Here is a 14,431-nt window from a genome sequence, read left to right as displayed (position 1 = left end):
CCCCAGCCCTTTCCTTGGCTACGTCAAAGGGAGGGGGGGTAGTGCCGAGCCATGCTCGGCAGGGGCTTTCCCGGCCAAGCTGAAAGCGATCCCTCCCCAGCCCTCCCCTTGGCTTCGCCAAAGGGAGGGGATGTGCCGAGCATGGCCCGCCACTACAGGATGTGGGTTACGAGCGCGGATGCTCGGTCTTCATCGGCAGCAGCGCGTAGTCGTCCACGGCAAGCTGCTCGGCATGGTTCAGCCATGCACGGATCTCGAGATCGTCGATCGCGTGATCCAGGCCTACCGGCATGCGGATTCGGCCGTCGGCATCCGCCTGCACCCATTGCTGGGCAACCACCACCTTGCGCTTGGACGACACGGCTTCCACCCAGAACGCCCGCTGCGGGCGCTGCGCCGCATACAGTTCCAGGATGTACTGGCCGGGGCCGGTGTGGCGCGGCTGGCGGCTGATCATGCGCGACTGGCGCACGTTCGGGCGCTGGCCGTTGAAGGCCTGCAATGGCGCATCCACGGCCACGCCACGGCGCAGCTGGTTGTCGCGGTACATGCGCATGCCCTGTTTCTCATCCACCAGCAGGGCGCACCATTGGCCATCGGCCGAGCCGTCCTCGAAAGCGGTGCAGCGGTCGACATAGGCCAGGCGGTGGTGCGGATTGGCTTCCTCGAACTTGCGTGAGGTGTTCTCCAGGTACATCGACTTCAACGCCCACTGCTCGTCGTACTCCAGCAGCACCGGTGGTTGCACCTTCTGCACGCCGACCAGCACCTGGTCGTCCTCCAGGCGCAGCATGCGGGTTTGTTCACCCAGCCACAGCGAACGCGCGAAGGCGCGATAGCGGGCGTAATCACGCTGATCGGTCTGCAAGGCGGCGTAGCTGGCGCTGGTGGCGGCCGGTGGGGTCAGCAGCGAGCGGCCAAAGCCGATGGCATGGATGGCGGGATCGATGAGGTGCAGTGCGGTGGCACCGGAGTCCAGCGTGGTGCCGGCACGGGCCACGATCTGCCGCGGCTGCACGTCCTTGCCCAGGAACAGCAGCAGGTTCTCGCGGTGCTGTTTTTCCAGCACATCGCTCAGGTCATTGGGCATGGCCAGGTGATCGGAGGCGATCACGATCAGGGTGTTGTCGGCAAACGCGCTGTCGCGGATGCGCTGCACCAGGCGCGAGATCAACCGGTCGCTGCACTTGAGCGCGTTGAGCAGGCCGATGTTGCCGTACTGGCTGCGGTAGCGCGTGTTCTTGCAGGCCACCGGCAGGTGGCCGGCCGGGTGGTGGGTATCCATGGTCAAGGTGGTCAGCATGAACGGTGTGCCGGCCTGCGACAGCTCGGTGAAGCGCGCATAGGCCTGCTCCAGCAGCACATCGTCGTGCACGCCCCAGGGCGAGAAATGCTGCTTGCCGATGTCCTGTTGCTGGAACCACTCCAGATCGCGCACATCGTCGAAGCCATGGCTGCGCAGGAAGTCGGCCTTGGCCGCGAACTGGCCGTTGGCGCCGCCCATGTAGTGGTTGCTGTAGCCCTGCTGCTTCAGGTAATCACCCAGGCAGAAGGCTTCGGGCAGGAACTGGCCCAACCGGCCCATGCTGTTCTCATCGCCCTGTGCGGTGGTCAACGGCACGCCGCACATCGACGACACCAGCCCGGCGATGGTCCAGCCGCTGCCATCGGCCGAGGCGATGTTGCGGAAATCCAGGGCCTCGCCGGCAAGACGCGCGATGTTTGGCATCAAGCCCGGGAACACGGCCTCGTCCAGGTAGGTGCGCTCCAGGCTTTCACCGTAGATCCAGACGATGTTGGGCCGCTTGGCCAATGGCTGTGATGGCAGCAGGTATTCGGGGGCGACGGCGCTGTAATCCACCGGCTGCATCTGCTGGTAGACGCGCCGACCATCAGCGTACAGCGGACTGAGGGCGACCGTCGCCACCAGTGCCGCGGCGAAGCCGGCAAACACCGCTCCGCCATGGCGGGGCAGTTGCAGGCGGCGCACGCGCAGCAATGCAAAGGGCAGCAGGGAGATCAGCATCAGGCCGATGAAGCCGGCGATATACCCGCCAAAATCGGCGACACCGGCGCCTTCCATGTCGCTGCGCAGGTGATAGAGGGTGGCGGAGTTGATGCCGTCACCACTGAGCTTGTCGATCAGCCACCAGCTACTCAACAACAACGACAGCAGGCAGAGCAGGGCGGCCTTGGTGCGGGCCAGTACGGGGGAGAGCAGCAGCAGCACAACGAGCGCGGCCAGGCACAGCCAGATGATCCAATGCATGCGGTCACTTGCGGTAGCGGAGGAGGTAGCAGCGGCCGCGGCCGCCGTCGCCTACCACCACGCCATGACATGCGGGTGACGGAAGGGACGCCCGGATGGTGCCAAGCCAAACCTGACTGAAATGTTTTTTGGTGACGGGGGTAGGAAAACCCCTATTCATCTTCCTATCACACAACCGCAGGCACAGTGCACACCTGCGGAAGGGATGCGGGCGATCACTGCCCGGGACCGCCGCGATTGCCGCAGCGCTTGGCTGCCACTGGCATCGCCTTCAGGACACGCATGGACACCACCACCCGTATGCCGGCGTTGTTCGCTGGCCACGACAGTATTGCGCGCGCTTCAGCCACCACCGCCGTAAGACGGTGCTGGCAGGATGTGGTGGCGCATTTCCCGCAACCGCGTGCCGTTGTCTGCGTGGCGGCGCAACGGCAGACCGAGGGCATCTGCATCAGCATCGCTCCGGAGCACGAAAGCCCGCATGTATTGCAGACCGTGTCGGCGCGCGTGGCACGCCGCATCAATGGTTTGCTGGATCTGCCGGGCGCGCGCCTGGACAGCAGCCATGCCCTCAACGACGAGGTCGTCGCCTTGGTGCAGGGCCTGTATCCGCACGCTTCGATCCCGGTCGTGCAGGTCAGTCTGGATACCGCCTTGTCGCCATTGGAACACGCGGCGCTGGGTGCGTGGCTGCGGCCTCTGCGCGAGCAGGGCATCCTGATCCTGGGCATCGGCAGCATGGTTGCCGGCAATCGCATTGCCTATGCCGCGCAACTGCGCGAGCTGGTCGGCCACGGCAACATCGCTGCCTTGGCCGAGCTGCAGGCGCTGCAGCACGACGCTGCCGCGTTCCTGCCTTTGCTGTACACCCTGGCGGTGCGCGCGGACGGCGACAGCGTGCAGTTGTTCGATGAGGTCTGCGAGGGCACCCCCAGCACCTCGGTGCTGCTGCGGCCGGATCCGCTGCCGCGCTGCTAACGGTGGCTGCGCTCCTCGCGTTCGCGTGCGCGTGTGCGGCGGTCGAACAGCAACGAACTGACGATCAGGCCCATGCCGATCACCACGCCCAGGATGAACAGCACGATGGCGAAGGTCGGGTAGCCCAGCAGCGTCCAGCGCGAAGGCACCCGCATCAGCAGCGCCGAGGACAGCAGCAGCGCGGCGGTGATCAGGCCGGCGGCGATGCGGTTGGCCACCTTCTGGATGTTTTCCATCAGGCGTGACTCTTCCAGCCCGGTGACCTTCATCTGCAGGCGATTCTCGGCCAGCAGGCTGAGGATGTCGGACATGCGCCGCGGCCCGGTACGCAGCAGCTGCTGCAGTTCCATCGCCTCGCTGGCCAGGTTGGCGGCCGACAGCGATTTGCGGAAGTGCGCGCGCATCACGTGCTGCAGTTGCTTCTCCACCACGCGGCGGGTGTCCAGCTCCGGTGCAAGCACGCGGCACACGCCTTCCAGGTTGAGCAGGGCCTTGCCGAGCAGGCTCAGTTCCGGTGGCGTGCGCAGGTTGGCGGCGGTGGCGGTGCGCACGATCTCCAGCACCACATGGCCTTCGGACAGGGTGCCGTTGGCCGCATAGCGGGCGATCATCTGCCCGGTTTCGCGCAGGTAGCGTTCCTCGTCGTAGTCCTCCAGGCGGGTACTGATGCCGATGATCTCGTCGGCCACCTCCTCGCCACGGCCATCGACGGCGGCAAACAGCACCTTGAGCAGGCGCTCGCGCAGCCGCGGCGGGACGTGCGCCACCATGCCCAGGTCGAAGATCGCCAGCTGCCCCTGCGGGGTGACGCGCAGGTTGCCGGGGTGTGGGTCGGCGTGGATCTCGCCGTGGACGAAGATCTGGTCCAGGTAGCCGCGCACCAGTGCCGCGGCCAGCGGCTCCATCGATTGCTCGGTGCGGCGCACCGGCGGTATCGCGTCCACGCGCACGCCCTGCACCAGTTCCATCGTCAGCACCCGGCGGCTGGACAGGTCCCAGACCGGCTGTGGTATCCACAGCTCGGGGTAGGGCTGCAGGTGCTGGCCGAAGCGGGCCAGGTTGGCGGCCTCGGTCTGGTAGTCCAGTTCCATCCGCAGGGTCTTGGCGAACTCGTCCAGCCAGTCGGAGAAGCGCACCTTGCGGCCTACCCGGGTCAGGTGGTCGGCGGCGGTGGCAAAGCTGCGCAGCACGCCGATGTCCGAACGCAGCTGGGTGGCGATGTCCGGCTTCTGTACCTTCACCGCCACCTGGCGGCCGTCGTGCAGTTCGGCCTGGTGAACCTGGGCAATGGATGCGCAGCCCAGGGGCTCGGGGTCGAACCAGGCGAAGATCTTGTCGACCGGCGCTCCCAGCTCCTCTTCGACCACCGCGCGGATCTGTGCCACCGGGATCGCTGCGACCTGCTCCTGCATGCGCTCCAGCGCGGTGACGTATTCCGGCGGAATCATGTCCGGGCGGGTGGACAGCACCTGCCCCAGCTTGACGAAGGTGGTGCCCAGGGCCTCCAGGTCGGAGACGAACTGGGTGGGGTCGCCGGCGGTCGGTGCCTTGCCCAGGCGTGGTATCTCGCCATCCAGGGAGATGCCGGAGAACACGCCGGAGTGGCGGTAGCGCAGCAGCAGCCGCACGATCTGCTGGCGGCGGCTCATGCCACCGATGGTCGAGGGACTGTCGTTGCTGATCGGCTCGCTCACTGCTTGCTCCTCGTGGCCAGACCCGCAGTGTCGCCGTTGCCGGGTTGGCGGTGGGTGAATACGGCATCACTACGCATTGGCGGGTGAATCGGTGAGAATCCCGCTTCCCCATACCAACGGTGCCCCATGGCTGGAGCCAGCCTGTTTGCCCTGCTCGACGATATCGCCACGCTGCTGGACGACGTCTCCATCCTCACCAAGGTTGCCGCCAAGAAGACCGCCGGCGTACTGGGCGATGACCTGGCCTTGAACGCGCAGCAGGTGACCGGGGTCAGCGCCAACCGCGAACTGCCGGTAGTGTGGGCGGTAGCCAAGGGCTCGCTGCTCAACAAGGCCATCCTGGTGCCGGCGGCGCTGGCCATCAGTGCCTGGCTGCCGTGGGCGATCACCCCGCTGATGATGCTTGGCGGCGCTTTCCTCTGCTATGAAGGCGTGGAGAAGCTGGCGCACAAGTTCCTGCATTCCAAGGAAGAGGACGCCGCCCACAAGGCCGAACTCAACCGCGCATTGGCCGATGACAGGACCAATGTGGTGGCGTGGGAGAAGGACAAGATCAAGGGTGCGGTGCGCACCGATTTCATCCTCTCGGCCGAGATCATCGTGCTGTCGCTGGGAGTGATCTCCGACGCGCCGTTCGGGCAGCAGGTGGCGGCTTTGATCGCCATCGCCACCGGCATGACCGTGTTCGTCTACGGGCTGGTGGCCGGCATCGTCAAGCTGGATGACCTGGGGGCATGGCTGCTGGACAAGGGGCGCGCGCTGGCCGCATTGGGTCGGGGCATTCTGCATGCCACGCCATGGCTGATGCGCGGCCTGTCCATTGCCGGTACAGCGGCAATGTTCCTGGTGGGCGGTGGCATCCTGGTCCATGCCATCCCGGCGCTGCACCACTTCGTGCTGGGGCTGGCGCCGGACAACCTGGCATGGCTGGCCAACGCCCTGGGCAGCGTGGTGGTGGGCATCCTGATTGGTGCGCTAGTGCTTGCCGGGGTGACCTTGTTCCAGCGCATGCGCGGCGCCAAGCCCGCACATTGACGCCGCACGGCGGGAGCGGCGCCGTTGCCTGCGTTGCGGATAGCTGACGCAGGACGGCTGCGCGCCTGGTGCGGATCGTGCAGTTGCAGCAGCGATTACTTCTGGCCCTGCTGCAGCTCCTGCAGGTACTGCTGCGCGCGTGCCAGCGATTGACCGGAAAGGCTGTCCAGCAGCTGCTGCCAGCGATGGTCGGCAGGCAGGCGCTGCAGCACCCGCCGCGCCGCCAGCATGCTGCCGACCATCATGACCGCACCGAAGCCAAGACTGCCGAGGAACCAGGCCGGTGCCATCGTGTAGAGGTCCAGGCCCAGCCACTGGACGCAGGCCCATTGCAGCGCCAGCAGCCATAGGCAGAACCACGGCAGGCCCAGCGCCAGTTCGCTGAGCGCGGTGAAGCGGCGCAACCGCGCCAGCCGCAGCTGCTGGGCCAGCACCGGTGCGTCGCTGGCATCCAGGTGCAGGGCAAGCAGGGCACGGGTGATCGAAACCCAGATGGCGGCGATGCCATAGACGTGGAATGCCAGGCCGGTCAGCAACAGCTGCGGAACCTGCCGGTGCGCGAACCAGAAACCGGCGGCCAAGGCGGTGACCACGATCCACACCAGCAACCACAGCAGCTGCAGGCCGCTGAAGCAGCGCAGGCGCAGCCGCAAGGCCTGCCTGCGGGGCTGCTGCCAGGCCTGCAGGGCCTGGGCTTCCAGTTGATCGATACGCTGGGCCTGCACGGCCCAGGCGGCTTTCAGTTCTTCCAGTTCCATGGGCTCAACCTCGCGGTGGGGTGGGGGCGGCAAACTGCTGGCGCAGTTGCAGCTTGATGCGGTGCAGGCGGGTGGCGGCGTTGCTGGCACTGATGCCCAGCACCTCGCCGATCTGACGGTGGCTGCAGTCGTCCAGGTACAGCAGCAACAGGGCCCGGTCCAGTGGTGGCAGGGCATGGATGATCGTATGCAGCTGGGACAGCTGCAGTGCCTGCTCGGCGCTGTCGGCAAGGCCGGGAAGGTTGTCGACGTCCTCGCCGTCGGCGTGGTGGCGCTGGCGCACCCGCACCGCGCGCACCCGCGAAATGGCCACGTTCAAGGCGATGCGGTACAGCCAGGTACTGAACTGGGCGCGTGCACTGTCGAAGCCGGGGAAGGCCTGCCAGGCCTGGATGCTGATCTCCTGCAGCAGATCCTTGCGGTCCTCGGAATCGCGGCAGTAGCTGCGCGCGACCTTGAGGGCGATGCCCTGGTGCTGTTGCAGCAACGTGGCAAAGGACCTGCGCAGTTGCTCGGCGGCGGCGGCTGTAAGAGTGTCCATGCCCGGGTTGTTCGCGGCAACAGGCGGAATATCACAGATCCCCGTCGAGCGTGCTCAACCGGCGCTGTCGACCCGGTCGCGGCCGGCCTGTTTGGCTGCATACAGGGCGCGATCGGCGCGTTGCAGCAGGCTGTCGGCGCTTTCGCCCGGCCGCCACTGCGCCACCCCGGCACTGAAGCGCACATGCACGCGCTGCTCCTCGTGCAGGAACGGCCGCTGCGCCAGTGACTCCTGCAGCCGCCGCAGCTGTGCTTCGGCCTGGGCCAGCGGCATGTCGGTGAGGATCAGCACGAACTCATCCCCGCCCAGCCGTGCGATCTGACCGTTGTTGCCCAGCCGGGTCTGGGCCGTTGCCACCAGGTGGCGCAGGGCCCGATCACCGCCGGCATGGCCGTAGCTGGCATTGGTGTGGCCGAAGTGGTCCAGGTCGAGCATGGCGATGCTCAATGCGCCCTGTGTCGCGGCCATGGCGGCCGCCAGTTCCGCGTCCAGGCCACGCCGGTTGAGGGCGCCGGTGAGGGGGTCGGTGCGCAGTTGGCTGCCCACCTCCTCCAGTTCCCTTTCCAGCTGCTGCACGCGCAGTTCGGCGGCCTTGGCCTCGGCACGTGCGTTGGCCAGGTGGTCGCGGGCACGTGCGGCCTGTTCCTGCACACGTGCGGTGTCCTGCAGCACGTCCTGCAGCAAGTGGTTCAGGTCGGCGATGCTGCGCGCCTGACGCACGGCGATGGCGTAACTGGCAATGCGGTCGTGGTACTCGCCGGTTTCGGTGGCCATGCCGTCCACCTGCTGGACGAAGTCGACCATCAGGTCCTTCATCGCCTGCTTGGATTCGCCGATGCCCTGGCGCAACAGGCCTTGCCGGTAGATCACCTCGCGCAGCTCGTTGCGGGCCTGTTCCAGCGAGGCGCTGTCCAACGGTCCGGCCAGGACCTCACGCACAGTGCGCACCTGGCCGTGCAACCAGCTCTGCTCGTCCAGCAGTTCAGTGATGTTGTCCAGCAGCAGCGCGAACAGCTTGAGCAGCAGTTCGTGCTGTTCCTGCAGGCTGGCACTGCGCACGCCCACCTGGTGGCACAGCTCGCGCAGGTGGGTGGCGATCGGTTGCAGGGATTGGCCACTGCGCCAGGCGTGCAGTTCTTCGCTCATGCGCTGGGCCTGCTGGCCCAGCGCCGGGGCCTGCTGCAGCAGGCTGGCCAGCACCGCGTCCAGGGTGCCGCGCAGCAGGTCGCGCAGCTGCGCCGACTCGCTGCCGGCGGTGAGTGGGGTTTCCTGGTCGATGGTGCGGATGTATTTGTCGATCAATTGCCGCAGCAGCCGCCCGTAGCGTTCCCAGTCCTGCTCGGCATGGGCGCTGTGCAGGCGCTGGCCCATGTCGCCCAGTTCGCCGGGCAAGGTGCACAGCCCCTGGGCAAACGCTCCCAGCAGCGGTTCGGGTGCATCGGCACCGACAAACAGCCGTTGCAGCATCGCCATGCCGGCGCTGCCATTGCCCAGCAGTGTGGCGGTGTTGCTGGCGTTGTCGCTGCTGGCCGCACGCCGGGACAGGATGCGCCCCAGCCCGCTGCCGCGGGTGTGGGAGGTATCGTCGGGGCTGTCAGCCATGTGCCGGGTCCGCAGGGTTGGGGGTGCGCGGGGCGCACCACGGGGGTGGTATCCAAGCCCCATTATCGGCAAGGTGTGGGCCTGCTTGAACGGCAACCGGTCACGGGAGGGATGCCATGCGGGTTCTTTTGGCCGGCGCCACCGGCCTGGTGGGGGCACAGGTGCTGCAGCGTCTGCTGGTGGACACGCGCTGCACGTCGGTGCTGGCGCCCAGCCGCCGCGCGCTGGGCGTGCAGCACGCGCGGCTGCGCAATCCGGTGCTGGATTTCGAACAACTGCCGCAACATGGCGACGATTGGCAGGTGGATGCGGCCATCTGCGCACTGGGCTCGACCATGAAACAGGCCGGGTCGCGGCAAGCCTTCCTTCGCATCGACCATGACTATCCGCTGGCCATCGCCCGCCTGGTGCGGGCGCAGGGCTGCACGGTGTTCGCGCTCAACTCGGCGGCCGGTGCCAACCCCCGCGCGTGGGTGTTCTACAGCCGGGTCAAGGGCGAACTGGAGCGTGACCTGCAGGCACTGGACTTCGCCTCGTTGACGCTGGTGCGACCGGGCCTTATCGGTGGAGAACGCAGCGAATACCGTGCTGGCGAGCAGTTGGCCGGCAAGGTGCTGGGAGCGTTGGCGCCGGTGTTGCCGCGTGCCTGGCGGATCAACCCGGCCAGCAACATCGCTGCGGCGCTGGTGGAGGCCGCGCTGGCACCACAGCCGGGTGTGCGGGTAGTCGGCGCAGCTGCGCTGGCCTGAGTGCAGCCTTGCCCGCAGCGCAATGTGCGGATCTGCAGGGCGTGATCAACGGCCCAGCGGCGCCTATCGGGTTGGGGACCATGCCGTGGTGTTCTGTAGTGCCGAGCCATGCTCGGCAAGCGGCCGCGTGGGCGGCCGATGCGCCTGTGGCCTGGTGGCCTAGGCCGCACCTGCGGGGAGAGACTGGCCGCCGTCCACTGCCAGGATCTGGCCGGTGATCCAGCGTGCCTGCGGTGAGCACAGGAACAGTGCGGCATCGGCGACATCCTCGGCATTGCCGAAGCCGCCGAACGGGATGCGCTCGCGGATCTGTGCATACAGGGCCGGCTCTTCGCTGCGGCGGCGGTCCCACAGGCCGCCCGGGAACTCGATGGAGCCGGGCGCGATCGCATTGACGCGGATGCGCTCGCAGGCCAGTTCGGTGGCCAGGCTCACCGTGTAGTAGTTCAGCGCCGCCTTGGCCGTGGAATAGGCTGCTGCGCGTGGCGTGGGCACCGATGCATTGATGGAGCTGACGTTGAGGATGGCCGGCTGCGTGCTCCGCCGCAGATGGGGCAGGGCCTGCCGGTTGGTGCGCACCGCCGCCATCAGGTCCACCTCAAAGCCTGCCTGCCAACTGGCATCGTCGCTGCCATTGCCAAAACCCGACGCATTGTTGACGACGATATCGATGCCACCCAGCGCCTGCGCGGCGGTGTCCACCCAGTGCGCGATCTGATCGGCATCGGCAAGATCGCAGGCCTGCTGATGGACGCGTGCCGCGCCGCATGTCTGCAGCCCGGCGGCGGCCTGCGCCAGCACCTGCAGGTCACGCGCGCAGATGCTCACGCCGGCACCGGCGGTGGCGAATGCCCGGGCGATGGCCAGGCCAATGCCCCGGCTGCCACCGGCCACCAGTACGCGTACATTGGAGAAGGACGGATCAGGTCGCATGTGGCAATCCAGCGGGTTACGGAGTACCCATTATCCGCATGGCGGGCACGCCGCGTCGCTGCTCAGGGCAGGCCCGGCACGTTCAAGCTGGCAAACAGTTCGTTCTGCGCCTTCTTTGCCATCGAACGCGGCAGTTTGGCGATGAAGCTGTCACCGCTCAGCGCGATGTCCGCCTTGACCAGCAGGCCGTTGATGCGGGTATAGCTCCTGCACACGTAGCGACGGCCTTGCTGGCTGACCTGCAGGAACATGGGGGCGGTCAGGATGTTGTGGCCCTTGCGGTACAGGCGGGTGCCGGCATTGTTCGCTACCAGACGGTAGCCATGGGCCTGTGCCCAGTCATCGATCCTGGCGATGACGTTGTGGTCGGAGGTGAAACTGGTCAGGTCATGCGGCCGGCTGTTGCGCTTGGCGACCCAGGCCAGCAGGTTGATGCCGATAAAGCCGCCAAAGGCGCCCGCTATCATCCCGCTCAGCACTCCCATGCAGTTCACTCCTTGAAGGTTCCGACTGCCAATTGGGCCATGCCATGGCGGAGCATGGGGTGAAGAGCGGCTAGGCCCAGTTGCTGGGCGGATGCCCGTGGTCCGGGTCACGCATGTGCACGATGCAGAAGCGGTGGCCGGTGGGGGCTTCCATCACCCACCAGCGTTTGACGAAGCCGATGCGGCGTGCGCCCAGCGCTTCCAGGCGGTCGGCCTCGGCGTCGATGTCATCGGCCTCGATGTCCAGGTGCACGCGCGGGGCATGGCTGACCCGTTGCACCTCCACATGCAGGTTGGCCGGCGCGCCCAGCAGCTCGCTGTATTGTGCGCCATCGTCCTCGGTGTACCCCGGCGCTGCGCGAAGGCCAAGTGCAGCGCTCCAGAAGGCGGCGGCACTGTCGCTGTCGGTGTCCTGGCAATCGATGATGAAACCGGCAAGACGGCTGCGGTGGGCCATGGCGGTGCTCCGTTGCAGGAATGTGCAGGGTAGCGCGTTGCACGGGCGACGGCCGCGAAGGCCCGCCGATTCAGTGGTTGGACAGGAACAGTTCCACCTTGCCGCAGTTGGGGCAGGCATGCAGGTCGAACTCTTCGCGGTTGACGAACAGCTCGCCCAGGTTGCCGAGCAGGAAGGGCAATGCCTGCGAGCCCTCGTGGAAGCGGCGGCGGCCGATGAACTGCATGCGCATGCCGGGGCAGCGTTGGCAATCGATCAGGCGCGGTGGTTGCATCCACTGTGGCCCATCGACGCGCTGCTCGTGGATGTCGGCCGGGCTGCCATCGGCATGGCTGCCGCATTTCCAGCAGCGATCGAATGGGTCTTCGTTTACTTCCTTGCAGGTGGTGCAGATCCAGGTGCCCATGGCGATGCGTGCTGGTGTTGTGGGTTGCCTGCATCGTAGCGCCGAACCTGCTGCGTGTTGTGACAGTGTGCAGCGGGCGGCAGGCAAAAAGAGGCCCGCATTGCTGCGGGCCTGAAGTCTTGCTGCAACTGGGAGGAAACCTGGATCAGCTGGCCAGTGCCAGGTCGTCGATCAGCACGCGCAGGAATCGCGCGGCTTCGCCGCCGGTGCAGGCGCGGTGATCGAAGGTGACCGACAACGGGATGACCTTGTGGGTCTCGATGCCGCCCATCACCGGGGTGACCTGGAAGCGGGCACGGCCGGCGGCGACGATGGCCACGCACGGCGGTACGACCACCGGGGTGGCGTAGCGGCCGGCAAACATGCCGAAGTTGGACAGGCTGATGGTGTAGCCGCTCAGTTCCGAGGGTGCGATCGAGCGGTCTTCGACCTGCTGGCGCAGGCGGTTGATGCCCTCGCGCACGCCACGTGCATCCAGCATGTCGGCATTGCGCAGGGCCGGCACGAACAGGCCGTCGTCGGTGTCCACGGCAATGCCGATATCGACCTGTGCGTGCAGGGTGCGGGTGAGGTTGTCACCGTCGAACCAGGCGTTCATTGCCGGCACCGCCTGACAGGCGCTGACGATGGCGCGGACCAGGCGCGAGGTCATGTCGTTGCCCGGCGCCCAGGCATGGATGTCGGCGTCGTCGCTGAGCGTGGTCGGCACCACCTTGCTGTGCGCATCGGCCATCACCCGCGCCATGTTGCGGCGCACGCCCTTCAGCGGCTCCGGCTGGCCCTTGGCGACCACGCCCGGCGGGGCGGTGCGCATCGGCTTGCCTGCTGCAGACAGCGGGGTGCGCGCGCTTGAGCCCCTCTCCCCTTGGGAGAGGGGTTGGGGTGAGGGTACGGCAGCTGCAGTAGCGATCTCCCCCCCGGCCACTGTCCCGGAGGGAGAGGGGAGCAGGGCGGACGGATTCGCCGCCGCCTGCTTCACATCATTCATCGTCACCGCGCCATCGGCGCCGGTGGCGCGTACGCGGGCCAGGTCCACGCCCAGCTTGCGCGCCATCGCACGCACCGCCGGCATCGCCTTGACCCCGCCCACGGCCACGGCCTGTTCGGTGTGCACGGCATTGGAGCTGACCATCGCGCCGACCACGGTGCCTTCATCGGCACGTTCGGCGGCAGCGGCGGCTACCGGGGCCGGCGCAGCGGCCGGTGCCGGCGCGGCTTCGGCCGGGGCGCCGTGGTGGTGGCCGGTGTCCTGGCCTTCGGCACGCTGCGGCAGGTTGGGGTCCAGCTCGAAGCTGGCCAGCACGTGGCCGGTGACCACGATGTCGCCAGGCGCACCGGCCAGCTTCAGCACCTTGCCGGAAACCGGCGAGGGCACTTCGACCACGGCCTTGGCGGTCTCCATCGATACCAGCGGCTCGTCGAGCCTGATCACGTCGCCTTCCTTGACGAACCACTCCACGATGGTCGCGTCCGGCAGGCCTTCGCCCAGGTCAGGCAGGTTGAAATTCTTGGTCTGGCTCATGTGCAGTTCTCTTCCAGCAATTCAAGTTCGCGTGCCGGCAGCCAGCCCTGCGCGCCATCGGCGCGTTCGGACCACCACCAGCCGCCATGTTCGTGATGCAGCCGCACCTGCTCGCCGCGGTCGACGTCCAGCTCGCGCGCGCTGTAGTCGCGCAGCGCTTCGGCGCGGCCGTCGTCGAGCACCCGCAACCAGGCCACCGGCGCCCAGCCGGCACTGCCTGCCTCGGTCTTCACCCAGGCAAAGGCAGGCCATTCCTCGTCACGCACACCGAGCTCGACGATCTGCCCGGTGCGGAACTGCAGGGGATTGCGGTATTGGCTGCGGTAGCTGCCAATCAGGCGTGCCAGCATGTCAGCCCGCCGCGACCGCGCGCTTGGCGGCGGTCACAATCCGCTCAACGCTCGGCAGGTACTTCATCTCCAGGCGGAACAGCGGGATGTGGGTGTCATAGCCGGTGACGCGTTCGACCGGTGCCACCAGGTCATACATCGACTCCTCGGCCAGGCGCGCGGCGATCTCGGCACCAAAGCCGGCGGTCTTGGGCGCTTCCTGCACGATCACGCAGCGGCCGGTCTTGGCCACCGACTCGGCGATGGTGGCGAAGTCCAGCGGACGCAGCGTGGCCACGTCGATGACTTCGGCGCTGATGCCTTCGCCAGCCAGCTTGTCGGCTGCTTCCAGTGCTTCCTTGACCTGTGCACCCCAGGTGACCAGGGTCACGTCGGTGCCGTCACGCAGCACGAAGCAGACGTCCAGTGGCAGTGCTTCGCCGTCGTTGGCGACCACTTCCTTGTACTGGCGGTAGATGCGCTTGGGCTCCATGTAGATCACCGGGTCCGGCTCGCGGATCGCGGCCAGCAGCAGGCCATAGGCGCGCTGCGGGCTGGACGGCAGCACCACGCGCATGCCCGGCACATTGGTGAAGATGGCTTCGTTGGCTTCGCTGTGGTGTTCCGGCGCGCGGATGCCACCGCCCCACGGCACGCGCAGCACCATCGGGCA

15 protein-coding genes are annotated in these 14,431 nt (G+C 67.2%); 3 read left to right on the top strand and 12 right to left on the bottom strand.

All coding sequences use genetic code 11. The features are described 5' to 3' along the window. Positions 1-166 precede the first annotated feature (166 nt). Positions 167-2,269 (bottom strand): phosphoglycerol transferase I, encoded by a 2,103-nt coding sequence (locus B2527_RS10315; RefSeq protein WP_293711586.1) that lies wholly within the window; start codon positions 2,267-2,269, stop codon positions 167-169. Between the two features lie 282 nt (positions 2,270-2,551). Between B2527_RS10315 and B2527_RS10310 the strand changes: the two genes are divergently transcribed. After that, positions 2,552-3,247: a dioxygenase gene (locus B2527_RS10310; RefSeq protein WP_293711584.1), complete on the top strand. Its 696-nt coding sequence runs from the start codon at positions 2,552-2,554 to the stop codon at positions 3,245-3,247. Here the strand turns inward: B2527_RS10310 and B2527_RS10305 are convergent. Continuing rightward, the gene (locus tag B2527_RS10305) at positions 3,244-4,896 is read right to left on the bottom strand and encodes an ABC1 kinase family protein (protein ID WP_293711588.1); all 1,653 of its coding nucleotides are present in this window, start codon (positions 4,894-4,896) and stop codon (positions 3,244-3,246) included. The genes B2527_RS10310 and B2527_RS10305 overlap by 4 nt on opposite strands. A 171-nt stretch (positions 4,897-5,067) precedes the next feature. Here B2527_RS10305 and B2527_RS10300 point away from each other — a divergent pair, with 171 nt between their 5' ends. Then, a complete protein-coding gene (locus B2527_RS10300; RefSeq protein ID WP_293711582.1) occupies positions 5,068-5,976 on the top strand; it encodes a DUF808 domain-containing protein in 909 nt (302 codons plus the stop codon). A 95-nt stretch (positions 5,977-6,071) separates the two neighbouring features. Here the strand turns inward: B2527_RS10300 and B2527_RS10295 are convergent, their stop codons facing one another. Genes B2527_RS10295 through B2527_RS10285 form a run of 3 tightly spaced genes read right to left on the bottom strand, consistent with a single transcriptional unit; the run spans position 6,072 to position 8,877 of the window. Next, entirely contained in the window at positions 6,072-6,734 is a 663-nt protein-coding gene (locus B2527_RS10295) for a hypothetical protein (RefSeq protein ID WP_293711579.1), read from the bottom strand. A 4-nt stretch (positions 6,735-6,738) separates the two neighbouring features. After that, positions 6,739-7,275 (bottom strand): RNA polymerase sigma factor, encoded by a 537-nt coding sequence (locus B2527_RS10290; RefSeq protein WP_293711576.1) that lies wholly within the window; start codon positions 7,273-7,275, stop codon positions 6,739-6,741. A 54-nt stretch (positions 7,276-7,329) separates the two neighbouring features. After that, positions 7,330-8,877: a GGDEF domain-containing protein gene (locus B2527_RS10285; protein ID WP_293711573.1), complete on the bottom strand. Its 1,548-nt coding sequence runs from the start codon at positions 8,875-8,877 to the stop codon at positions 7,330-7,332. A 116-nt stretch (positions 8,878-8,993) separates the two neighbouring features. Here B2527_RS10285 and B2527_RS10280 point away from each other — a divergent pair, with 116 nt between their 5' ends. Then, positions 8,994-9,626, top strand: coding sequence for an NAD-dependent epimerase/dehydratase family protein (locus B2527_RS10280; protein WP_293711570.1), 633 nt, complete (start codon positions 8,994-8,996; stop codon positions 9,624-9,626). A gap of 159 nt (positions 9,627-9,785) precedes the next feature. Here the strand turns inward: B2527_RS10280 and B2527_RS10275 are convergent, their stop codons facing one another. The 7 genes from B2527_RS10275 to B2527_RS10245 all read right to left on the bottom strand — a co-directional run. Beyond that, positions 9,786-10,559, bottom strand: a complete 774-nt coding sequence (locus B2527_RS10275) for an SDR family NAD(P)-dependent oxidoreductase (RefSeq protein ID WP_293711568.1) — start codon at positions 10,557-10,559, stop codon at positions 9,786-9,788. A 62-nt stretch (positions 10,560-10,621) separates the two neighbouring features. Then, positions 10,622-11,044, bottom strand: coding sequence for a hypothetical protein (locus B2527_RS10270; protein ID WP_293711565.1), 423 nt, complete (start codon positions 11,042-11,044; stop codon positions 10,622-10,624). Between the two features lie 70 nt (positions 11,045-11,114). Continuing rightward, positions 11,115-11,501, bottom strand: a complete 387-nt coding sequence (locus B2527_RS10265; protein ID WP_293711562.1) for a VOC family protein — start codon at positions 11,499-11,501, stop codon at positions 11,115-11,117. Positions 11,502-11,571: 70 nt separating this feature from the next. Continuing rightward, positions 11,572-11,907, bottom strand: a complete 336-nt coding sequence (locus B2527_RS10260) for a hypothetical protein (RefSeq protein ID WP_293711560.1) — start codon at positions 11,905-11,907, stop codon at positions 11,572-11,574. A 145-nt stretch (positions 11,908-12,052) separates the two neighbouring features. Next, positions 12,053-13,429, bottom strand: coding sequence for a dihydrolipoamide acetyltransferase family protein (locus tag B2527_RS10255; RefSeq protein WP_293711557.1), 1,377 nt, complete (start codon positions 13,427-13,429; stop codon positions 12,053-12,055). Beyond that, positions 13,426-13,779: an SH3 domain-containing protein gene (locus B2527_RS10250; RefSeq protein ID WP_293711554.1), complete on the bottom strand. Its 354-nt coding sequence runs from the start codon at positions 13,777-13,779 to the stop codon at positions 13,426-13,428. The genes B2527_RS10255 and B2527_RS10250 overlap by 4 nt, the downstream gene beginning before the upstream one ends. Before the next feature lies 1 nt (position 13,780). After that, a partial coding sequence (locus tag B2527_RS10245; RefSeq protein ID WP_293711551.1) for an alpha-ketoacid dehydrogenase subunit beta occupies positions 13,781-14,431 on the bottom strand: 651 nt, incomplete at its 5' end.

Origin of the sequence: Stenotrophomonas sp. UBA7606, from assembly GCF_002477705.1 — a bacterium.
GTDB lineage: Bacteria > Pseudomonadota > Gammaproteobacteria > Xanthomonadales > Xanthomonadaceae > Stenotrophomonas.
This window is presented reverse-complemented; position numbering and strand designations above follow the sequence as displayed.